Source organism: Streptomyces vastus (assembly GCF_039532825.1).
GTDB classification, from domain to species: domain Bacteria; phylum Actinomycetota; class Actinomycetes; order Streptomycetales; family Streptomycetaceae; genus Streptomyces; species Streptomyces vastus.
Genome location: NZ_BAAASJ010000022.1, coordinates 50,637 through 72,301, shown reverse-complemented (window position 1 = coordinate 72,301; position 21,665 = coordinate 50,637). Strand labels below are relative to the sequence as shown.

19 protein-coding genes are annotated in these 21,665 nt (G+C 70.3%); 15 read left to right on the top strand and 4 right to left on the bottom strand.

What is annotated here, in order from left to right:
- The first annotated feature begins 20 nt into the window (after window positions 1–20).
- A complete protein-coding gene (locus ABD357_RS10115) occupies window positions 21–1,379 on the top strand; it encodes a Tn3 family transposase (protein ID WP_344389122.1) in 1,359 nt (452 codons plus the stop codon).
- A gap of 113 nt (window positions 1,380–1,492) precedes the next feature.
- On the opposite strand, the gene ABD357_RS10110 is transcribed toward ABD357_RS10115, so the two are convergent.
- Entirely contained in the window at window positions 1,493–2,293 is an 801-nt protein-coding gene (locus ABD357_RS10110; RefSeq protein ID WP_344389120.1) for an alpha/beta fold hydrolase, read from the bottom strand.
- 134 nt (window positions 2,294–2,427) lie between these two features.
- Here ABD357_RS10110 and ABD357_RS10105 point away from each other — a divergent pair, with 134 nt between their 5' ends.
- The 5 genes from ABD357_RS10105 to ABD357_RS10085 all read left to right on the top strand — a co-directional run bounded on the left by ABD357_RS10105 (window position 2,428) and on the right by ABD357_RS10085 (window position 8,848).
- A complete protein-coding gene (locus ABD357_RS10105; protein WP_344389118.1) occupies window positions 2,428–3,021 on the top strand; it encodes a TetR/AcrR family transcriptional regulator in 594 nt (197 codons plus the stop codon).
- A gap of 158 nt (window positions 3,022–3,179) precedes the next feature.
- Complete coding sequence (locus ABD357_RS10100) at window positions 3,180–3,782, top strand: recombinase family protein (RefSeq protein ID WP_344389116.1); 603 nt, start codon at window positions 3,180–3,182, stop codon at window positions 3,780–3,782.
- Window positions 3,783–3,810: 28 nt separating this feature from the next.
- A complete protein-coding gene (locus ABD357_RS10095; RefSeq protein WP_344389115.1) occupies window positions 3,811–6,102 on the top strand; it encodes an FAD-binding and (Fe-S)-binding domain-containing protein in 2,292 nt (763 codons plus the stop codon).
- Between the two features lie 61 nt (window positions 6,103–6,163).
- A complete protein-coding gene (locus tag ABD357_RS10090) occupies window positions 6,164–7,309 on the top strand; it encodes a Glu/Leu/Phe/Val family dehydrogenase (RefSeq protein ID WP_344389113.1) in 1,146 nt (381 codons plus the stop codon).
- Between the two features lie 270 nt (window positions 7,310–7,579).
- The gene (locus ABD357_RS10085; protein ID WP_344389111.1) at window positions 7,580–8,848 is read left to right on the top strand and encodes an MFS transporter; all 1,269 of its coding nucleotides are present in this window, start codon (window positions 7,580–7,582) and stop codon (window positions 8,846–8,848) included.
- Between the two features lie 137 nt (window positions 8,849–8,985).
- Here the strand turns inward: ABD357_RS10085 and ABD357_RS10080 are convergent, their stop codons facing one another.
- Window positions 8,986–9,951, bottom strand: coding sequence for a LysR family transcriptional regulator (locus ABD357_RS10080; protein WP_344389109.1), 966 nt, complete (start codon window positions 9,949–9,951; stop codon window positions 8,986–8,988).
- Window positions 9,952–10,072: 121 nt separating this feature from the next.
- Between ABD357_RS10080 and ABD357_RS10075 the strand changes: the two genes are divergently transcribed.
- The 7 genes from ABD357_RS10075 to ABD357_RS10045 all read left to right on the top strand — a co-directional run bounded on the left by ABD357_RS10075 (window position 10,073) and on the right by ABD357_RS10045 (window position 17,358).
- Window positions 10,073–11,053 carry a fumarylacetoacetate hydrolase family protein gene (locus ABD357_RS10075; RefSeq protein WP_344389107.1) on the top strand — a complete coding sequence of 327 codons (981 nt, stop codon included), beginning with the start codon at window positions 10,073–10,075 and terminating at the stop codon, window positions 11,051–11,053.
- Window positions 11,050–12,021, top strand: coding sequence for a cyclase family protein (locus tag ABD357_RS10070; protein ID WP_344389105.1), 972 nt, complete (start codon window positions 11,050–11,052; stop codon window positions 12,019–12,021). The genes ABD357_RS10075 and ABD357_RS10070 overlap by 4 nt, the downstream gene beginning before the upstream one ends.
- A gap of 207 nt (window positions 12,022–12,228) precedes the next feature.
- Entirely contained in the window at window positions 12,229–13,392 is a 1,164-nt protein-coding gene (locus tag ABD357_RS10065) for an FAD-dependent oxidoreductase (protein ID WP_344389103.1), read from the top strand.
- Window positions 13,389–14,414: an amidohydrolase family protein gene (locus ABD357_RS10060; RefSeq protein ID WP_344389102.1), complete on the top strand. Its 1,026-nt coding sequence runs from the start codon at window positions 13,389–13,391 to the stop codon at window positions 14,412–14,414. Before ABD357_RS10065 ends, ABD357_RS10060 begins: the two co-directional genes overlap by 4 nt.
- 12 nt (window positions 14,415–14,426) lie before the next feature.
- On the top strand, window positions 14,427–15,365 hold the full coding sequence (locus tag ABD357_RS10055) for a VOC family protein (RefSeq protein ID WP_344389100.1): 939 nt from the start codon (window positions 14,427–14,429) through the stop codon (window positions 15,363–15,365).
- A gap of 257 nt (window positions 15,366–15,622) precedes the next feature.
- Window positions 15,623–16,594 carry a fumarylacetoacetate hydrolase family protein gene (locus ABD357_RS10050; protein ID WP_344389099.1) on the top strand — a complete coding sequence of 324 codons (972 nt, stop codon included), beginning with the start codon at window positions 15,623–15,625 and terminating at the stop codon, window positions 16,592–16,594.
- Complete coding sequence (locus ABD357_RS10045) at window positions 16,591–17,358, top strand: SDR family oxidoreductase (RefSeq protein ID WP_344389098.1); 768 nt, start codon at window positions 16,591–16,593, stop codon at window positions 17,356–17,358. Before ABD357_RS10050 ends, ABD357_RS10045 begins: the two co-directional genes overlap by 4 nt.
- Window positions 17,359–17,555: 197 nt before the next feature.
- Here the strand turns inward: ABD357_RS10045 and ABD357_RS10040 are convergent, their stop codons facing one another.
- The gene (locus tag ABD357_RS10040) at window positions 17,556–17,969 is read right to left on the bottom strand and encodes a DUF6069 family protein (RefSeq protein ID WP_344389097.1); all 414 of its coding nucleotides are present in this window, start codon (window positions 17,967–17,969) and stop codon (window positions 17,556–17,558) included.
- A gap of 442 nt (window positions 17,970–18,411) precedes the next feature.
- Here ABD357_RS10040 and ABD357_RS10035 point away from each other — a divergent pair, with 442 nt between their 5' ends.
- The gene (locus tag ABD357_RS10035; protein WP_344389096.1) at window positions 18,412–19,416 is read left to right on the top strand and encodes a sugar ABC transporter substrate-binding protein; all 1,005 of its coding nucleotides are present in this window, start codon (window positions 18,412–18,414) and stop codon (window positions 19,414–19,416) included.
- A 38-nt stretch (window positions 19,417–19,454) separates the two neighbouring features.
- On the opposite strand, the gene ABD357_RS10030 is transcribed toward ABD357_RS10035, so the two are convergent.
- Entirely contained in the window at window positions 19,455–20,459 is a 1,005-nt protein-coding gene (locus ABD357_RS10030; protein ID WP_344389430.1) for a LacI family DNA-binding transcriptional regulator, read from the bottom strand.
- Window positions 20,460–20,706: 247 nt separating this feature from the next.
- Between ABD357_RS10030 and ABD357_RS10025 the strand changes: the two genes are divergently transcribed.
- Window positions 20,707–21,660 carry a TIM barrel protein gene (locus tag ABD357_RS10025; protein WP_344389095.1) on the top strand — a complete coding sequence of 318 codons (954 nt, stop codon included), beginning with the start codon at window positions 20,707–20,709 and terminating at the stop codon, window positions 21,658–21,660.
- The last annotated feature ends 5 nt before the right edge of the window (window positions 21,661–21,665 follow it).

Below are 21,665 nucleotides of genomic sequence, written 5' to 3'. Positions count from 1 at the left end.
GGCGACGAAATGGGGCGGGTGTGCGGCAGGAGTGGTCGCCGGAAGACGTGGTGGCGTGCTGGACGCTGGTGGACGGTGACTGGGACCTGGTGGCGAACAAGACCGGTCCGACCCGTCTCGGCTTTTGCCTGATGCTCAAGTTCTTCGAGATGGAGGGCCGGTTCCCGGAGTTCATCGAGGAGTTCCCGCAGCCCGCTGTCGAGTACGTCGCCGGTCTGGTAAAGGTCCCTGTGGCTGAGCTTGCGAAGTACGACCTGGCGGGGGCGAAGCGGCACCGTAAGCAGATTCGGGAAGCCCTGAAGTTTCGGCCTGCGACGCTGGACGACGAGGAGCTGCTGACCGCGTGGCTGGCCGTGGAGGTATGCCCGGTCGAGCTGGTGGAGGATCGCCAGCGGGAGGCCCTGCTGGTCGAGTGCCGGGCGAGGAAGATCGAGCCGCCGGGCCGGACCCGGATCGAGAAGGTACTGGTCGCCGCACGCAACCGGTGGGAGAAGGTGTTCTGCGCCCGGACCATCGAGCGCCTGGGCGACGTCGGCGTGGCCCGGCTGCTGGCACTGGTCGCGGAGGACAACGAGGACGGCGCCGGCCTGCTGGCCTTGCTCAAGCGTGATCCCGGCGCGGTGGGGCTGGATTCGCTGCTGACGGAAATCACCAAGCTGAACGATGTACGCAAACTCGGGCTTCCCCAGGGGCTGTTCGCGGACTGCTCGGAGAAACTGATGGCCGCATGGCGGTCTAGGGCGATCAAGATGTACCCCTCGGACTTCCGAGACACCGCTGAGGACGCCCGGATCACCCTGCTCGCGGCCTTGTGCTCCTCTCGTCAGGCGGAGATCACTGACTCCCTGGTGGAGCTGCTGGTTGCCCTAGTCCACAAGATCAACGCGCGGGCCGAGCGGCGGGTGGAGAGGCAGCTCACCGCGGAGCTGAAAAAGGTCCGGGGCAAGGAGGGTACGGTCTTCGCCTGCGACTACCTCGCCGCCCCCGGCCTGCGCCGGGAGATCCACGGCGGGCTCCAGGTTGTGGAGACCTGGAACTCGGCCAACACCGTGCTCCACTACGGCAAGGACGGCGCGCTGACCGGCCCGGACAAGGAACGCGCCGAGACCTCGATGCTCGCCCTGCACCTGCTCCAGTCCGCGCTCGTTCACGTCAACACCCTGCTGCTTCAGCAGGTCCTCGCCGAACCGGCCTGGGCGAAGAAGCTCTCGGACGAGGACCGGCGGGGCCTGACCGCGCTGTTCTGGTCCAACGTCAACCCGTACGGCACCTTCCGGCTGGAGATGGACAAGCGGCTCGACCTGGCACCGGCCGCCTCCGTACCGAGCCAGCGCCGTCCCGCACCCGGTGATGTGGCTTCTTTGGGCTCCGGCGCCTGATGGCGCTCGAGTCGACACCGAGTCGCCTGCTCCCGCCCGCATTCGATGGGCGTCGCCTCCTCGGCAGCTAGGCCGAGGAGGCGACGGGAGAGACGAGCGAGGCTGCGGGCTGCCTAGATCGTGGCGAGGAACGCCTTGACCGCGGCGGCGAACGCGTCCGGGGCGGTGGTGGGGATGAGGTGGTCGGCATCGAGTTCGACCGGCGCGGTGCCGGGGCGGTGCTCGACCATGGCCCGGATCTGCTCGGCCGGGATGATGCCCTTGGTGCCGTGGATCAGCAGGGCCGGGCAGTGGGTGGCCGTCCAGTCCTCCCAGTGGTCGCCGTGAACGAGGTCTTCGGACCGGTACATGTCCTGGGGGTGGAAGGGCAGCCGCCAGGTGCCGTCCGCGTTCTCCCGCAGCCGGTCGGCGAAGTAGGGCGCGGCCGGGCCCAGGCCCGCGAGCAGCGCCTCACGGGTGGGTGCCTGGTAGGGCTGGTTGAGCAGGAAGGCGAAGGGGTTGGGCCCCTCCAGGCCGAGGGACGCGGCGCCCTCGACGTTGACCAGCGCGGTGACGCGCTCGGGGTGGCGGGCAGCGAACTGGTAGGCGTTGATGGCGCCGAGGGAGTGGCCGAGCAGCACGACGCGGTCCAGCCCCAGGTCGTCCAGGAGGGCCTCGATGTCGGCGAGGTAGCCCTCCCGCGAGTAGTCGGCGGCACGGTCGGACTCCCCGTGGCCGCGCTGGTCCGGGGCTATCAACCGCCAATCGGGGCCCAGCACCTGGGCGAGGTGGGCGAAGGATGCGCCCTCGGACAGGTGTCCGTGCAGCGCGACGATCGGGCGGCCGGTCCCGCCGAACTCGAGGTAGGACAGCCGGCGGCCGTCGATGACGAGTTCGGCGCGTGTCGCAGCGGTGTTCGCGGCAGTGGTGTTCATGATGGATCCCCCTTGTCGGTGGCGATGGAAAGACCGTAGCGAAGATTTAGGCAAACGCACAAGACGAATGCCTAAGGCGCTCGCCTAAGGCATTCGTCTTGTGCGGGCGCGTCACCGTTGAGTAGCCTCCGACCATGGGAAATCGCGAAGACCTGCTCGCCGGAGCCCGCCGCTGCCTGGAGGAGAAGGGCTGGGCACGCACCACCGTCCGCGACATCACCGCCGCCTCGGGCGGCGTCAGCATGGCCGCCATCGGCTACCACTTCGGCTCCCGCGAGGCGCTGCTCAACGCCGCGCTCATCGACGCCATCGACGAATGGGGCACCCACGTCGGCCGCACCCTGGCCGACTTCGGCACGGAGGGCGCCACGCCCGCGGAGCGCTACGAGGCGATGTGGGACCGGATCATCAAGTCCCTTTCCATGCACCGCGCCCTATGGCTCGCCTCGATCGAGGCGCTCACCCAGGCCGAGCACTCCGAGAACCTGCGCCGCTACCTCGCCGGGGGCCAGGCTCAGGGGCGGCGGGGCCTGGCGGCCGTTCTCGGCGGAGTCGAGGAGGACGCGGTCGGCGACGACGCGGCGCGCACGCTGGGTGCCGTCCAGATGGCCCTGCTCTCCGGCCTGATGATGCAATGGCTCACCGACCCTGACCAGGCTCCCACCGGCGCCGACATCGTTGCTGGTCTGCGCGCGTTGGCTCATATTGTCGGGCCCGATCACCCCTGATGCCCCACCAGGCGCACGTGAATCAAGCTCGGCAGTGTCGGTAAACGAACGTCTGCCGACACTCGGGGCCGTGATCACGAACCCGCAGGTGGGCAGTGTCGGCAACTCGCGTCGGAAATCAACGTCGGAGAACGGGTCCTTCGGGGTAGTTTCCGACCATGCTCATCGGCTACTGCCGCACATCGACGGCCGACCAGAACCCTGATCATCAGATCGACGCGCTCCTCCGCCACGGCGTCGACCGCGACAACATCCACCTCGACGTCGCCAGCGGCGCGAAGGCATCCCGCCCGAAGCTCGACCTCGTCATGCAACTGCTGCGCGAGGGCGACACGCTGAAGGTGACCCGGCTCGACCGGCTCTCCCGCTCCGTGCTGCACCTGGTGACCCTCGGCGCCGAGCTGCGCGAGCGCGGCATCGGGCTGCACGTCATCGAGCAGGGCATCGACACCGCCACCATGGAAGGGCGGGCGATGTTTGGGATGCTGTCCGTACTGGCAGAGCTCCAGCGCGAACTGATCGTGGCGAACACCAACGACGGGCTCGCCTCCGCGCGGGCCCGGGGGCGGGTCGGCGGGCGCCGGCCGAAGCTCACCGAGGACCAGGCCGCGCTCGCCCAACGGCTCTACGACGAGCGGGAGAAGACCGTCCAGCAGATCGCCGACATGTTCGGCGTCCCGCGGTCCACGGTGTACGGGCACCTCGACAAGACCAGGACCGTGCCTCGCCAGCCGAAGAAGACCGCAGTCACGAAGCCCTGAAGGCTACCGGCGGGTTACTTGTTCCCTGGTGTCCGGGCTAGGACTCCGGGGCCTGCACCGGCTGGCCGAACGCAACCTGGCAACCCTGCGCACGGAGTTGGGCCGCTTCCCCCGGCAGGTCTCCGGCTACGCACTCGAACACCTGCTGCCGGAGCGGCGGTTCAACCTCGCCCGCGCCCTGGTCGGCAGCGAAGGCACGCTGGCCGTCGTCCTCTCCGCCACCGTCCGCCTGGTAACTCCGCCTCCCGCACGGGCCCTTGTCGTACTCGGCTACCAGGACGCCTGCGCCGCGGCCGACGCCGTACCGACCCTCCTCAAGCACCAACTGCTGACGCTGGAAGGACTCGACCAGGCCCTGACCGACATCGTCACCCGCGCCGAGACCCGTAGGACGATCGACACCCTGCCCCGCGCACAGGCCTGGCTGTTCGCCGAGTTCGGCGGGCAGGATGGCGAACTCCCCAAGCTGACCGAGGAGTTCACCACGACAGCTGGCCGGACCGCGGGGTTCACCGGCTACGAGGTCGTCACCGATCCCGTACGGGCCCGGCAACTGTGGCGGATCCGGGAAGACGGAGCAGGTCTGGCCACGCGTACCCCCGACGGTGCAGAAGCCTGGCCCGGCTGGGAGGACGCTGCCGTACCACCCGCCCAACTCGGCTCCTACCTACGGCAGTTCACCGAACTGCTCAGCCGCCACGAACTCCGGGGCCCCGTGTACGGGCACTTCGGCGAGGGCTGCCTCCACGTACGCATCGACTTCGACTTCACGACCGAGCACGGCACCGCCGTCTTCCGCGCCTTCGTCACCGAGGCCGCCGAACTCGTCGCCGCCCACGGCGGCTCCCTCTCGGGCGAGCACGGCGACGGTCAGGCGCGCTCCGAGCTGCTGCCGTTGATGTACGGGCCCGAAGTCATCGCCCTGTTCGAGCAGTTCAAGGGCGTCTGGGATCCCGACAACGGCCTGAACCCCGGAATGATCGTCGAACCGCTGCCCCTCGACGGCAACCTCCGGGTCAGCCCGCACCGCACCCCGCTGCCCCTGGCCACCGTCTTCCCCTTCCCCGCCGACGACGGCGACTTCGCCAAGGCCACCCGCCGCTGCGTGGGTGTCGGAAAGTGCCGCAGCGCCACCCCGCGCGGCGATGTCATGTGCCCCAGCTACCGCGTCACCCTCGACGAGAAGGACTCCACCCGGGGCCGGGCCCGTCTGCTGTACGAGATGACGCAGGGCGAGGTCATCACGGACGGCTGGCGGTCCGCCGAGGTGCGCGACGCGCTCGACCTGTGTCTGTCGTGCAAGGGGTGCAGCGTCGACTGCCCGGTGGAGGTCGACATGGCCACGTACAAGTCCGAGTTCCTGCATCATCACTACCGACGGCGCCTGCGGCCCGCATCCCACTACTCCATGGGCTGGCTGCCCCTGCTGTCCCGCCTGGCCGCTCGTATGCCCCGGCTGGTCAACGGGCTCATCACGTCCCGCCTCGCGCCGCTCGTCAAGCGGCTGGGCGGTATCGCCGCCGAACGCGAGGTGCCCCGCTTCACCGAACGGACCTTCCTGACCTGGTTCCGTACGCGCACTCCTGAAGGCGACGGACACCGCGGGCCGGTCATGCTCTGGGTGGACTCCTTCAACAACCACTTCACGCCCGAAGTCCTCAAGGCCGGCGTGGCGGTTCTTGAGCACGCCGGATACCGGGTCCAGGTCCCGGACGGCACCCAGTGCTGTGGGCTGACCTGGATCACCACCGGCCAGCTGGGCATGGCACGCCGTATCGCCCGCCGCACCGCCGCGGCGCTCGCACCGGCGGCACGCGAAGGCGTCCCGGTCGTAGGCCTGGAGCCGAGCTGTACCGCGGCACTCAGAACCGATCTGCCCGAACTCCTCGACGGCGATCCCGACGCGCGGGCCCTCTCCCAGTCCACGCTCACCCTCGCCGAACTCCTCCTCCACCACACCGAGGGCTGGCAGCCGCCACGGATCGACGCCGACTCGATCAGCCAGACCCACTGTCACCAGCACGCCACCAGCGGCTTCAGTGCCGACAGCACACTGCTGGAAGCCATGGGCGTCGACAACAGCGTGCTGAACTCCGGCTGTTGCGGGCTGGCGGGCAACTTCGGCTTCGAGCGCGGTCATTACGAGGTCTCCGTGGCTGCCGGTGAGCAAGTCCTGCTGCCGGCGGTACGCGCGGCCGGCCCGGACACCCTCGTCCTTGCCGACGGCTTCAGCTGCCGTACGCAGATCGCCCAGCAGACCGAACGTAGCGGTACTCACCTCGCCGAGCTGATCGCCCGTGCGCTGCGCGAGCAGTCCTAGGGCACTCCAGCCATCTCCCCACCAGTCCCCATCAGTCCCCACCGGACAAGGAACCCGCACCGTGACTGACGCACTCTCCCTCGTCGACGACTGGGGCCCCGAGAAGATCGTCGTCGTCTCCCATCGACGTACCGGAATGAAGGGTGTCCTGGTCATCGACAACACCGCCCGCGGTGTCGGTAAGGGCGGCACGCGGATGAGCCCGAACGTCTCCGTGGGGGAGGTCGCCCGGCTGGCCCGTGTCATGACATGGAAGTGGGCCGGAGTCGACCTGTTCTACGGCGGCGCCAAGGCCGGCATCGTCGCGGACCCCGCCTCCCCCGACAAGGAGGCGATCCTGCGCGCCTTCGCCCGCGCGCTCGCCAACGAGGTGCCCCGCGAGTACGTCATGGGCCTCGACATGGGCCTGACCGAGGACGACGCGGCCATCATCCAGGACGAACTCGGCGACCGCGGTGCGGCGGTCGGCACCCCGGCTCACCTCGGCGGAGTCGCCTACGACAAGCTCGGCGTCACCGGGTACGGAGTCGCCGAAGCCGCGGACTCCGCTGCTCAGCATCTCCAACTGCCGCTGAGCGGCGCCCGCGTGGCGCTCCAGGGGTTCGGAGCGGTGGGTCGTGCCGCGGCCGTACGGTTCGCCGAGCTGGGCGCCACCATCGTCGCGGTGTCGACCGCGCGGGGAGCCCTCCACTACCCCACCGGCCTTGACGTTCCCGCGCTGCGGGCGGCCCACGACGCGTACGGCGACGACTTCGTCACCCGCCACTCCCAGGGCGTCGTCATCCAGCCCGGCCAGGAACTCACCGTCGACTGCGACATCCTCGTACCGGCCGCTGTCCAGGACGTCATCGACGAGAAGGCCGCCCACCAGATCAAGGCCAGGCTGGTGGTGGAGGGCGCCAACCTCCCCACCTCCGAGCAGGCCCAGGCTGTCCTCGCCGAACGCGGAATCGCCGTCCTGCCCGACTTCATCGCCAACGCCGGAGGCGTCGTGGCCGCCGCCTTCGCCATGGACGCCCGCTACTCCGGATTCCGGCCGGAGACGCCCACGATCTTCGAGACGATCTCCAAGCGGCTGCGCACCAACGCCGTCACGGTCCTCGAAGAAGCCGGGCGCCGCGGTACCACGCCGCACATCGCTGGGCGCGGGGTGACAGAGGAGCGGGTCCGCGCCGCTATGCGGAGCAAGGGGCGGCTTCGTTCCTGAGGGTTCCTGGTGGGCATGAGAGGGAGGCGCAGGTCTCATCCATGGCGGTCTCATTCATGGCGTGGATGACGCGGATACGGGATTCGGATCGTGCGGAGGATAGCGGCGGGGCGACGTACAGCCCATAGTCGTGCCACCCGCGCACCGCTGTCCGGACCAGCAACCAGCACCCGGTGTGTGGCCTTCCCCGGTATTCCGCGGCATGCCGTGCGCCGCCGTCGGCGCCCGTGACGGCATGCCCGCTCCCGTACACAGTCCCCTGGAGTCGCCATGCCCGGTTCCGTTCCGCCGCCGTCTCCCACCGCGGTCGACGACCCCGCTCCGCCAGCCCTCGCCGTCTCGGGCCCGGCTCATCTGCTGCGCCTGACCCTGCTGATGGCGGGCAGCTGTCTGCCGGTCCTGGGGGCAGTGCTGATCGCCCCGGTGCTGCCGAGGATGCAGGACCACTTCGCCTCGACGCCGGGGGCGAAGGCGCTGGTGCCTCTCGCACTGACCGTTCCGGCGCTGTCGCTGGCACTGCTGGCCCCGTTCGCCGGGGTGATCGTGGACCGGCTCGGTCGCAAGCGCCTGCTGGTCGTGGCGACCGTCCTGTACGCCATGTTCGGAACGGCGCCGCTCTGGCTGGACTCGCTCGGCGCGATCATCGCCAGCCGCGCCCTGGTCGGTGTCGCCGAGGCCGCCATCATGACCTGCTGCACCACACTGATCGGCGACTACTACAGCGGCCGGCAGCGGGTGAAGTACCTGGCGCTGCAGGCCGTGTGCACCTCCGCGTCGGCCACCGCCTTCTTCGTGGTCGGCGGCGCCGTCGGTGCGGCGGGCTGGCGCGTGCCCTTCTGGATCTACGCCGTGAGCCTGGTGATCGCCCCGCTGATGGTCGCCGCTCTGCCCAACCCGGCGGCCCGCGCGGCCACCGACGAGGCCCCGGCCGTGGCCATGACCGGTCGTCCGTTCCCCTGGCGGCCGCTGGCGGGGATCTGCGCCCTCACCTTCTTCGGAGCGATGGTCTTCTACACGGTCCCGGTGGAGATGGCGTACCTGCTCGACGACCTCGGTGTGGAGGACCCCGGCGTCATCGGTCTGGCCACGGCGATCGCGAGTGCCGCCACCGTGGCCGGAGCGCTCCTGTTCGCCCGGCTGAAGCGCTCCCCGGACGTGACGCTGCCCGCGGTCTTCGCGGTCTGTGGCGCCGGTTTCGGGGTGATGTTCCTCGCCGGCAGCGCCCCCCTGCTGGTCGTCGGGGCGGTGGTCAACTGTCTGGGCACGGGCATGCTGTTGCCCGCCCTCCTCACCAGTGCCATGTCCCGTCTGGCGTTCGAGGACCGCGGCCGCGGTACGGGGCTGTGGACGTCGGCCTTCTTCGGCGGTGCGTTCGTCTGTCCGCTGGTGCTGCTCGGCCTGGAGCCGGCGGCCGGCGGTCTCGCGGGGGCGGTGGGCCTGCTCGGTGCCGCTGCCGCGGTTGTCGCGGCGGGGCTGTGGGGTGCCCTGCGCCGCGCGGGGGCCGCGCATCCCCGGCCGCAGCCGGAGCAGCTGACCTGAGGCCGCGGAGCCGGCGGGGCGGGGCACCGACGACGGTGCCCCGCCCCCCGTCCCGCATCGCGTGCCGGCCTCGCCGTCGTACCGGACGGCGGCAAGGCCCACACGTGCCGAACACCTGGCGGGTTTCCGGTCCGGGATCAGAGCAGGCCCGGCGTCGGCCCCGCGCCCCGTACGACGGATACGGCCTCGTCCGCGTCGTGGCCCTTCAGCGTCGCGCCCACCTCCGCCGCCTTCTGCCGCAGCCAGATGTGGGCCGCGTCCTGGGTGTGCACCGGGTGCCACCACATCGCCTCCTGCACCGGTACCGCCTCGAAGGGGCAGGGCAGGACGCGCACGGCGGCGGAACGGACCGCTCTGCGGGCCAGGCGCTCCTGGATCATCGCGACCCGGCGGGTGCCCTCGATCATGTAGGGCAGCAGTTGGAAGGTCTGGACGGAGACCTCCACGTGGGGGCTGATGCCGAGCATGCTGAGCTGGCGAGCGGCCGGGGCGTCGTAGGGGCGCTGGTAGACGGCCCAGGGCAGGCGGGCCAGCTGGTCGAGGGTGAGTGCGTGGCCGATCTCGGGGTGGTCGTCGGCGATCATGCACAGCCAGCGGTCCTGGTGGAGGTCGACGGCGGGGAAGCCGTCGATGACTCCGTGCGGCATCAGCAGTCCGTCGACGGTGCTCAGCAGGGCGGCGGTGTTCTCCGTGACGTCGGGCGTCGGGTGCCGGAAGGTGAGCCGGATCCCGGGTGCCTCCTGGTGCAGGACGCGGGCGAGCGCGGCGCCGAAGACTGCCGCGCCGTAGTCGGCGGCGAGGAGGGTGAACTCACGGTTCTCGGCAGCCGGGTCGAAGTCGGCCTGGCTGGAGAAGACGCGTTCCAGCAGGTCGCACGCGGTGGCGCTGCGGTCGCGCAGGGAGACACCGAGCGGTGTCAGTTCGTAGCTGTTGCCGGTGCGGGCGAGCAATTCGTCGTCGAAATGGCGGCGCAGCCGGGACAGCGCCGCGCTCATGGCGGGCTGGCTCAGCCCGACGCGCTCGCCGGCCCGGGTCACATTGCGCTCTTCCAGCAGGGCGCGCAGGGCGAGGACCAGATTGAGGTCGAGTCGGGACAGGTTCACCGGGCACCACCTATGCGAGCAAGAGCCATCCACGTCATGGATTCGACGCATCCATAGGAGCGATTTCCGTGATCCGCCGATCGAGGCCACAGTAGACCGCAACCCAGCAGGAGGAAATCTCATGGCAACGCTCGCGCAACCTGCCGGCCCGTTTGCGCTCGGCACGGTCTCGGTTCCGGAAGGGGAGCCGTTCCCTGGTCTCCTGGCCGAGGAGCGGGTGCTCGACCTGGGCAAAGCCCTGGACTGGGCACCGTCCGACGTGCGTGCCCTACTGGAACGGTGGGAGGAGACCCTCCCGGTCCTGCGCTCCCTGGCCGACGACGACACGCTCGACTGGCTGCCGCTGGACGGCCTGTACGTGCACGCCCCGCTTGAGCCCCGCCAGATCTTCCAGTCCGGCGCCAACTACCGCCAGCACGTGATCGACCTGGAGGTCGCCCACCGCTCCCCCGACGACCCCCGCACGGTCGAAGAGGCGCGTGCGGAGATCGCCGCGGTCATGGACCGCCGGGCGGCCGAGGACCTGCCGTACGTCTTCATCGGTCTGCCGAGCGCGATCACCGGTCCGTACGACGATGTCGTCCTCCCCTCGCGGGCCGAAAAGCCGGACTGGGAGCTGGAGTTGGCGGCCGTCATCGCCAGGCCCGCCCTCCGGGTGTCCGTCGAGGAGGCCTTGGAGTACGTCGCCGGGTACACGATCGCCAACGACCTCACCGACCGCGCCACCGTCTTCCGCCGCGACATGAAGGCCATCGGCACGGACTGGCTGCGCTGCAAGAACGCCCCCGGCTTCACCCCGCTCGGGCCCTGGATCGTCCCCGCGGAGTCCATCGCCGACCCGGGTGACCTGCGGGTCACGCTGAAGCTGAACGGCGAGACCATGCAGGACGAGTCCACCAAGGACATGCTCTTCGGCGTGGCGCGCCTGGTGTCGTACATCTCCCAGACCTCCCGGCTCCTGCCCGGCGACCTGGTGCTGACCGGCAGTCCGGCCGGCAACGGCATCCACTGGGGGCGGCTGCTGCGCGACGGCGACGTCATGGAGGGTTCCATCACCGGGCTGGGCATGCAGCGCACCCGCTGTGTGGAGGAGACGCCATGAGCCTGGACCGCCACGACCCGGAGGGCGCGATCGCCGAGGCCGCCAAGGCCTACTCCAACTGGGGGCGATGGGGTGAGGACGACGTGCTCGGCACGCTGAACTTCCTCGACGAGGCCAAGCGGCGCGAAGGCGCGGCGCTGGTGCGCCGGGGCGTGAGCTTCTCCCTCTCGCAGCGGTTCGACATGAACGGCCCGCAGAAGGGCTGGCGCCGGCGGACCAACCCTGTGCACACCATGCTCGACACCGGCACCGACGCCGCCCTCGGCAACCAGGGCTTCCCGCACGGTATCGGCGGCGCGGACGACGTGATCGCGATGCCGCTGCAGTGCTCCACCCAGTGGGACGGCCTCGGGCACATCTTCGACCACGGCAAGGCGTGGAACGGACGCGACGCCGAGAAGGTCGTCACCTCCGCCGGCGACCTGGTCACCGGGATCGAGCACATGGCCCCGTACGTGGCCGGTCGCGGCGTCCTGCTGGACGTGGCCCGGGCCATCGGCGACGACGACGGCGAACCGGAGCTGCCCGACGGTTTCGCGATCATCGAGGAGCACCTGACCGCGACCGCCGAGGCCCACGGCGTGAGCGTCGGCCGCGGCGACATCGTGCTCGTCCGCACCGGGCGCCTCGCCCGCGCCCGGCGTGACGGCTGGGGCGACTACGCGGGCGGCCCCGCGCCCGGCCTGTCGTTCACCACCGCCGGCTGGCTGCACCGTACCGAGATCGCCGCGATCGCCACCGACACCTGGGGTTTCGAGGTACGGCCGAACGAGTTCGACAACGCCTTCCAGCCGCTGCACCAGGTCGTCATCCCCAACATGGGCCTGCTGATCGGCGAGATGTGGGACCTCGACGCCCTCGCCGCGGACTGCGCCGATGACGGCGTGTACGAGTTCTGGCTCACCGCCGCTCCCCTCCCCATCACCGGCGCCGTCGGCTCCCCGGTCAATCCCATGGCGGTGAAATAGCCCGCGCAGTCGCCGGGCTCGCACCGAGCGGACCCGCCGAAGTCCGGCGCGGTACCCGGCGCCCCGAAGGGGCGCGGGGAACTGCGCGACCAGCCACAGACAGCCCGCAGCTTTCGTACCGCACTCTCAGCGGAGCGCTCGGCGGGCGACAGCCCCACCCCCGGCCGCCCGAAGCCGCGCGGCCCAACCCCGGGAGGTATCCACGACATGGCTGACAGCTTCACCCTCCCCCCGCCTCCGGCTGGGGGTGCCCCCATCGTCCTGGTCATCGGCGGAGGCACATCCGGAAACGCCCTGACCGTCCTGCTGCGCCGGGCCGGGATCGCTGTCGACCTCGTCGAGGCGAGCCCCGACTGGAAGGCCTCCGCCGGCTCCGGAATCACCCTTCAGGGCAACGCGCTGCGCGTGCTGCGCGAGGTCGGAGTCCTCGAAGGGATCGAGAAGGACGGATACGCCGCCGACGGCCTCGCGGTCCTCGCCCCCGACGGCACCGTGCTGCACGCCCACGAGGAACTCCGCACCGGCGGTGACGACCTGCCCTCTCACATCGGTATGCAGCGCCCCAGGCTCCAGCAGCTCCTCATCGACCAGGTGCGCGCCTCGGGCGCCGATGTCCGCCTGGGCACCACGGCCACCGCCTTCCAGCAGGACGGCGAGGGCGTGGACGTGACCTTCTCTGACGGCACGAGCCGGCGGTACGACCTGGTGGTCGGCGCCGACGGGCTGCACTCCGCCACCCGCTCCATGATCGGCATCACCGACGAGCCCCAGCCCACCGGCATGGGCATCTGGCGTGCCCCCGCGCCCCGCCCGGACGGTGTCCGCCGCACTGAGATGGTCTACGGCGGCCGCTGTTTCATCGCCGGGTACTGCCCGACCAGCGAGGACACGGTCTACACGTACCTCGTCGAACCGGCCCGCGACCGGGCCTCGCTGGACCCGGACGCGTACGCCGACGAGATGCGGGCGCTCAGCGAGGGCTACGGCGGCGTGTGGGAGGAGCTCCGCGCCGCGTTCACCGACCCGAAGGCCGTCAACTACACGTGGTTCGACCGGCATCTGGTGGAGGGCCCGTGGCACCGCGGCCGGGTCGTGCTCATCGGGGACGCCGCCCACGCCTGCCCGCCCACCTTCGCCCAGGGCGCCGCGATGTCCCTGGAGGATGCCCAGGTCCTCGCCGACCTGCTGGCCGGCCGGGACTCCTGGGACGAGAAGCTCCTCACCGACTACCACGCCAGACGGATGCCCCGTGTACGTATGGTCGTCGACGCCTCCGTCCAGCTCGCCCAGTGGCTGCTCGACGGGGTGCGCGACGCGGACGTGCCCGGGCTGATGCACCGCACCCTGAGCGCGCTGAAGGAACTCCCGTGATCCGGCCCTCGTTGACTCCGACGATCGACGTCCACGCCCACCTGATGCTCCCGGAGGTCGAGGAGGCCGTCGCCGGTCACACCGGCCTCGCCGAGGCCCGCGATCTCGACGCCCGCCGCAACGGGCCGGCGGCCCTCGCCGTGAGCGGTCCCATGGTGGGCGCGCGAGTGCGGAGGCTGACGGACGTGGCCGCGCGCCTGGCGGCCATGGACGCGGCCGGCGTGGACGTGCAGCTGGTGAGCCCCTCGCCGTCCCACTACCACTACTGGGCCGAGCCCCGACTGGCCGAGCGGGTGTGCCGGCTGGCCAACGAGGGCACCGCCGCGCACTGCGCCAAGGCCCCCGACCGGCTGCACGGCCTCGGGCTGATCCCGCTCCAGCACCCCCACCTCGCGGTCACTCTGCTCGATCACGCCCTGGACCAGGGACTGAAGGGCGTGGAGATCTCCTCGCACGCGCCGGGGCCGGGCGGGACACGGGCGGTGGAACTCTCCGACCCGCGGCTCGCGCCCTTCTGGGCGCGCGCGGAGGAGACCGGCGCCCTGGTCTTCCTGCACCCGTTCGGCTGCACGCTCGACGAGCGCCTGGACCAGTGGTACCTGTCCAACACGGTCGGCCAGCCCACCGAGAACGCCGTCGCCCTCTCCCACCTGATCTTCTCCGGTGTCCTGGACCGCCATCCGGGCCTGAAGCTGATCGCGGCGCACGGCGGCGGCTACCTCCCCACCCACATCGGCCGCTCCGACCACGCCTGGAGGGCCCGCCCCGACGCCCGGGACTGCGCCCGTGAGCCGAGCGGCTACCTGAAGCAGCTCTACTTCGACTCCCTCGTCCACGACCCGCACGTACTGCGGGAGCTGGTCCGCGCCGCCGGGCCGGACCGGGTCCTGCTCGGCTCCGACTACCCCTTCGACATGGGCACCGAGGACCCGCTGGACACGCTGCGCGCCGCGGACCTGCCCGACGCCGACTTCCACGCCATCCGCGGCGGAAACGCCGCCGTCCTGCTCAACCTCGCCTGAGGAGGAACCCCCATGAGCAACCGCCTGCTCACCCATCTGCGGCACGTCGACCTCGCCGTGCCCGACTACGACAAGCAGCTCGACTTCTACGCGGGCGTCTGGGGCCTGACCAAGGTGGCCGAGGACTCCGGGATCTCCTTCCTCGCCGCCGAGGGCAGCCCCGAGCAGTACGTCGTACGGCTGCGCGAGGCCGACGAGAAGCGCCTCGACCTGGTCTCGTACGGGGCGGGCAGCCCGGCCGACGTCGACACCCTGGCCGGACAACTCCTCTCCCAGGGCGTGCAGTTGATCTCCCAGCCGGAGAAGCTCGACACCCCGGGTGGCGGGTACGGCTTCCGTTTCTTCGACGTCGACGGCCGCACCATCGAGGTCTCCGCCGACGTGGAGGCGCGGCAGCACCGCCGCGTCGAGGAGAAGGAGTCGATCCCGGTCCGCCTGTCGCACGTGGTGCTCAACTCCCCGGACCTGAACAGGACCCGTGAGTGGTACGAGCGCCACCTCGGCTTCCGTCTCTCCGACACGCTGGGCTCGCCGCACATGGGCGAGGTCATGCACTTCATGCGGATCAGCAACCAGCACCACTCGATGGCCATCGCCAAGGGCCCGCACACCTCGCTGCACCACGTCTCCTTCGAGATGCGCGGCCTGGACGAGTACATGCGCGGCTCCGGCCGCGTGATGCGGGCCGGGTTCCGCAAGCTCTGGGGCCCGGGCCGGCACCTGGCGGGCGACAACACCTTCACGTACTTCCTGGACCCGCACGGCAACACCGTCGAGTACACCACCGAGCTGGAGGAGCTGGACGAGGACACCTGGCACCCCCACGTCTACGACTTCTCGGAGCCCGAGGTCACCGACCAGTGGGGCACCGCGAACCCGATGAACGAACTCATCGTCAAGGAGTCGTTCAACGACGTCGACCGCGGCGTGTTCGTCGCCCCGCCGGTCTGACCGTCCGGCGTCCGACCGTCCGGCGACTTCTGACCGTCCAACCGTCCGGCGACTTCTGACCGTCCAACCGACCGGCGACTTCTGACCGTCCGACCGACCCGCGACTTCTGACCGTCCGACCGGCAAGGTCCCCACGTCACCGGGGCGCGGCGATCCCCTGTCAGCCCTGACTGCCCGCCGTGCCCCGGGCTCCCCGTGCCCCGGGCTCCCCGTTCCCTCCCACCCCACGCCAGCGCCCATGCCGACAGGACCCTCCCATGCGCTTCGCCACGTACGAACACCACGACCAACACCATGTGGCCGTCGTCGACGAGGACGGCACGCTCCGCCCCCTGCCCGGTATCCACTCCCTGACCGGACTGCTCACCGAGGGGGGCGGCCTGCCACAACTGCTCGAGATGGGCACCAGGACGCTCGACGCCCTGGCCGGTCCCCATGTCTCCGAGGTGCGTCTGCTGCCGCCGCTCCAGCCGCCCACCGTGCGGGACTTCGTCACCTTCGAGGAGCACGTCGAGGGCGTACGGCGGTCCGTGGACGGGGCCGCGGGGGTACCGGAGCGGTGGTACGCGGCGCCGACGTTCTACTTCACCAACCCCTACGCGGTGTACGGCCCGCACGACGACATCCCCGTGCCCCCGGGATCGAACGTGCTCGACTTCGAGCTGGAGGTCGCCGCCGTGATCGGCAAGGAGGGCCGCGACCTCACCCCCGAGCAGGCCCGTGACCACATCGTCGGCTACACCGTCTTCAACGACTGGACGGCCCGCGATCTGCAGTCCGCCGAGATGAGGGTCGGCCTCGGCCCCTGCAAGGGCAAGGACACCGCCACCACGCTGGGTCCCTACCTGGTCACCGCCGACGAGCTGGAGAAGTACCGCGACGCGGACGGCTTCCTGCGCCTGGCGCTGACCGCCGAGGTCAACGGCGAGGTCGTCGGCAAGGACCTGCTGTCCAACATGAGCTGGACCTTCGAGGAGATGGTGGCCTACGCCTCGCGCGGGACCTGGGTGCGTCCTGGTGACGTCCTCGGTTCGGGCACCTGCGGCAACGGCGGCTGCCTCGCCGAGCTGTGGGGCGTACGCGGCAGGCAGGAACCGCCGCCGCTGAAGCCGGGCGACACGGTCACACTCACCGTCGAGGGCATCGGCTCCGTCTCCAACACCGTGGTGACCGGCCCGGAGCCGGTGCCCGTTCCGGTCGCCCGGCGCCGTCCCCGGGAGCGGCCGTGACCTCCGGCTTCCGTTCCCTGCGGCTCCTCGGCAAGGTCGTCGTGGTCACGGGCGCGGCCGGCGGGCAGGGCGCCGCGGAGGCCGAGGCACTGGCCCTCGAGGGCGCCCGGGTGATCGCCACCGACACGACGGAGGCGCCCGGCTGTCGTGTCCTCGACGTCACCAGCGAGAAGGACTGGGCGGATCTCGCCGCCGAGCTCAAGGAGTCGTACGGGCAGGTGCACGGCCTGGTCAACAACGCGGGCGTCACCTGGCGCGCCCGGATCGACGAGGTACGCCCCGAGGACATGGCCCGGGTCCACGCGGTCAACGTCACCGGCCCGCTCCTGGGCATCCAGAACCTGGTACCGCTGATGCGCGCGGGCGCGTCGATCGTGAACGTCGGTTCCTCTGCGGCGCTGACCGCCCACTACCCGGTCGCGTACACCTCCAGCAAATGGGCGCTGCGCGGCCTGTCGAAGACCGCCGCCATGGAACTGGGGCCCCGCGGCATCCGCGTCAACACCGTCCACCCCGGCTTCATCGAGACCGCGATGACCGCCTCCGCCGCGCCCGCGTTCCGCGAGGCGAACCTGAGCGAGACGCCGCTCGGCCGCACCGGGACCGTCGACGACATCACCCCGCTCGTCGCCTTCCTCCTCTCCGACGACTCCGCCTTCATCACCGGCGCCGAGATCCCCGTCGACGGCGGCCTCACCGCGCACGGCGGCGCCAAGTCGATCTCGGAGGCCCTGCGTCAGGACACGTCAACTACCCAGCGCTAAAGCGCTGGGCTTGCACAACGGGCATCACTGGCGGTGATGCGTCGTTTGCGTCCAGACCCACTCCGAGGTGTCCGGGGTGGGTCAGGGGCCGTTGACTGGGCCCCGCGTCGCCACAACTCCCGCGCGCGTGCGCGGATGTTGGTCGCTCGAAGAGCGAACTGGCCGCGTCGCCGGGGGTGGACCGCGAGGCGGTCAGGTCACGACAAGGGCATCACCTTGCGGTAGGCGACCACCGCGACCACCGCGACCACGACATGCATCAGCAGCAACGCCACGACGCCGGCCGCTCCGCCTTCACCGAAGAGCAGGAAGTCGGGCACGAAGGAAACCGCGACGACGGTCGGCACCAGCCATCGCAGCAGCGCTTCGGGGCCCTTCGACACCTTGCGGATGATGGCCCAGCCGATGGCCCCGGCCACCACTCCGACCGTTGTCAGGAAGATGTACGAGCCCGGCATGAGCGGCTGGAAGTCGTCGGGCGCACCCACGGCCAGGGCGAGGAGGGCAAGCACCGCGTCGGCCAGAGAGCCCACCACGATCGCGGCAAGCACACCTCCCGCCACGACGAGCGGCCCACGGCGGGCGGCGACTGCCTCAGAGGTAACAGACATGGCAACTCCAGGGTGGGGACTGCGGGAAGAGGTCCGAAAGGAATGTTTCAACTTAAAAGCAGAGCCTTCCGGAAGATCGTTGAAACTTCAAGTCCTATGTCTAGAGCGTGACAGTCCGCCCCCACCCGCGGCGGGAATTCCTCCCCCTCGACCTCTGTCGGGACATCCGGACAAACCTGTTGACAGCACCAGAGGTCAGCCCCATAGTTACCTAGCACTAGAGCGCGCTAATGATGCGCTCTAGTCACGGAAGGCGAGGTGGTCCTACCCATGAGACTGCCGCGGACAAGCGACAACGGTCCCGCCGCCTCCCGAGCCCCCTCCCACGGCACACCCGCCTCCTGGGCCGGGCGACCTCCACTCCTGGGTTCCTGAAGAACTTCGAGCCAGGCCCCTCCCTCCCCATATCCACCCCCCGACCGCACAGTGAGGTGCAAGGGACATGCACAGACACCACCGAACCGCGGCTCTCGCCGCCACCGTCCTCGCCGGCACCCTGCTCGCAGCCGGCTGCTCCAGCAGCTCCGGTGGCAAGGAGTCGGAGGAAGGCGGCGCGGAAGCCGCGGCGGGCAAGGCGAGCACCCCGAAGATGACCGTGGCCATGATCACCCACGCGGCCCCCGGCGACACCTTCTGGGACCTGATCCGCAAGGGCGCGCAGGCCGCCGCCTCCAAGGACAACGTCAAGCTCGTCTACTCCAGCAGTCCCAACGCCGCCGACCAGGCCAACCTGGTGCAGAACGCGATCGACCAGAAGGTCGACGGCATCGCGCTCACCGCGGCCAAGCCGGACGCCATGAAGGACGTCGTGGCCAAGGCCAAGGCGGCCGGTATCCCGGTCGTCGGCTTCAACTCCGGCCTGGACAACTGGAAAGACCTCGGCATGCTCGAGTACTTCGGCCAGGACGAGAACATCGCAGGCCAGGCCTTCGGTGAGCGCCTGAACGAGATCGGCGCGAAGAACGCGGTCTGCGTGGTGCAGGAGCAGGGGCACGTCGCCCTGGAAGCACGCTGCGCGGGCTTGAAGAAGGCGTTCGAGGGCAAGACCGAGAACCTCTACGTCAATGGCGCCGACATGCCGTCCGTGAAGTCGACGATCACCGCCAAGCTCAAGCAGGACTCGTCCATCGACGAGGTCGTCACGCTCGGCGCCCCGTTCGCACTGACCGCCGTCTCGTCCGTGGCCGACGCGGGCAGCAAGGCCAAGGTCGCCACCTTCGACCTCAACAAGGACCTGGTGAACGCCGTCAAGGAGGGCAACGTCCAGTTCGCTGTCGACCAGCAGCCCTACCTGCAGGGTTACCTCGCCGTGGACGGCCTCTGGCTCTACAAGAACAACGGAAACTTCAGCGGCGGCGGCACCGCACCGGTCCTGACCGGTCCAGCCTTCGTCACCGAGGAGAACGTCGACGAAATCGCCAAGTTCGCCGAGAAGGGCACCCGGTAACGACCAGGCAGTCGCACTGACTCGACCTCACCGAGCCTTCAGGCCGGCCCCTGCTCCGGGGCCGGCCCGCTCGTTCCCCGCACCACCAGTTTCGGGTCCAGGACCGCCTCCCGCGGCTCCAACTCCCCGTCCTCCAGGCGTTCCACGGCGAACCGGACCGCGTACTCCGCCATCAGGAGCGAGTCCTGGCGGACGGTGGTCAGGCCGATCGGCATCAGGTGCGACAGGTGGCTGTCGTCGTAGCCGACGACGGACAGGTCCCGCGGGACCTCGACGCCGGCCCGTGTCAGAGCCATCAACAGGCCCATCGCGCACCGGTCGTTCCCGGCGAGGACCGCCGTCGGCAGCGGCTCCCCGCGCTCGCGTTCCGCCAGCAGCAGGCGGCCGGTCTCGATGCCGGACTCCTCAGTGTGATCCCCGGGGATCACCCGCACCTCGGAATCCAGACCGTGACGGCGCATCGCGGCCCGGTACGCCCGCCGCCGCTCGGCCGAACCAGGACCCCGGCCGCCGTCGATGTGCACGATCCGGCGGTGCCCCAGCTCGTAGAGGTGGTCCATGGCCTGCCGTACGCCCTTGCCCTCGGCGGTGTGCACGCTGTCGACGCGGGTCTGCGGCACCCGGCGTCCGACGGAGACGGCGACCGTGCGGCGCCCGAGGGCGTCGAGGTCCGCAGCCACCGTGTCCGGACCCAGCAGGATCACCGCCTCGCAGCGGTGACTCAACAAGGCCTCGACGGCCTTCGCCTCGCCCCTCCCCCGGCCGGTGGCGGAGAGCAGCACCTCGTAGCCGAGCCGCTCCGCCTCGGAATAGATGCCCTCGACGAGGTCGGCGTGGAAGGTCTGGTGGACGGTGAACATCACGCCGAGGGTGCGGCTGCGGCCGCGGGCCAGCAGCCGCGCCGCGTTGTCGGGGCGGTAGCCGATCTCGTCGGCGACGCGCAGTACGCGCTCGCGGGTCTCCTGGCTCGCCCCCGGCTGGTCGCGGAAAATGATGGAGACGAGCGCCCTGGACACGCCCGCCTTCGCGGCGACGTCCACCATCGTGGGCCGCTGTTTGCCCGACGCACTCACCTGTGAACCACCCTTCGACGCGCCCACCCTACGGGCAGCTCTGAAATCTCCCAGCAACAGGCTATTGACATGACATTTGGACAGGAGTCATCGTACTCGGACTAGCGCGCGCTAGTAGCGCGCGTCATTCAACTGTTCTTCCTGTCTTCGTCCTGCTGGCAACTCCCCGGAGCTTCCTCCCCACCCCCACCCGTTCCCTCTTCGAAGGACGTGCACCATGGCAACGACGCCGTCCCCCCTCCGCACCGTCGTGGGCAACCTGTGTCTCGGCTCGGCCCCCGACTCGTGGGGCGTCTGGTTCCCCGAGGATGAGCACCAGGTCCCGTACACCCGCTTCCTCGACGAACTGGCCGCGGCCGGTTACCGGTGGCTGGAGCTGGGCCCGTACGGCTACCTCCCCACGGACCCGCAGCGGCTGAAAGCGGAGCTCGACGCCCGGGGGCTCCAGGTCTCCGGCGGCACCGCGTTCGGCGCGCTGCACCGTCCGGAGGCCTGGGACGACATGCTCGCCCATGTCCGGCAGGTGGCCGCGCTGACCGCCGCCGCGGGTGCCCACCATCTCGTCTTCATCCCGCCCATGTACCGGGACGAGAAGACCGGCGGCTTCACCGAGTCCCCCGAGCTGACCGCCGAGCAGTGGGCGGGCTTCGGGCGTGCCGCCGACCGGCTGGGCAAGTTGCTCCTCGACGAGTACGACATACGCCTCGTCATCCACCCGCACGCGGACAGCCACATCCAGACGCAGCCGGAGATCGAGCGGCTGCTGAACGAGTCCGACTCCCGCTACACCAACCTGTGCCTGGACACCGGGCACGTGGCCTACGGCGGCGGGGACAACCTCGACCTGATCCGCCGGTTCGGGGAGCGCGTCGGCTACGTCCACATCAAGCAGATGGACCCGGAGATCCTCGCCCAGGTGGCCGCCGAGAACCTCTCCTTCGGCGAGGCCGTCAAGCGCGGTGTGTGCGTGTCGCCTCCGGCGGGTGTGCCAAAGCCGGACGACGTGGTCGCCGAACTCGCGGAGCTGGACGCGGAGTTGTTCGTCATCGTCGAGCAGGACCTGTACCCCTGCGCTCCCGAGGTGCCGCTGCCCATCGCGGTCAGTACGCGGGACTACCTGGCCGGCTGCGGACTGGCAGGTACCCGGCGCCCCGCCCTCGACGACAAGTAGGAGGT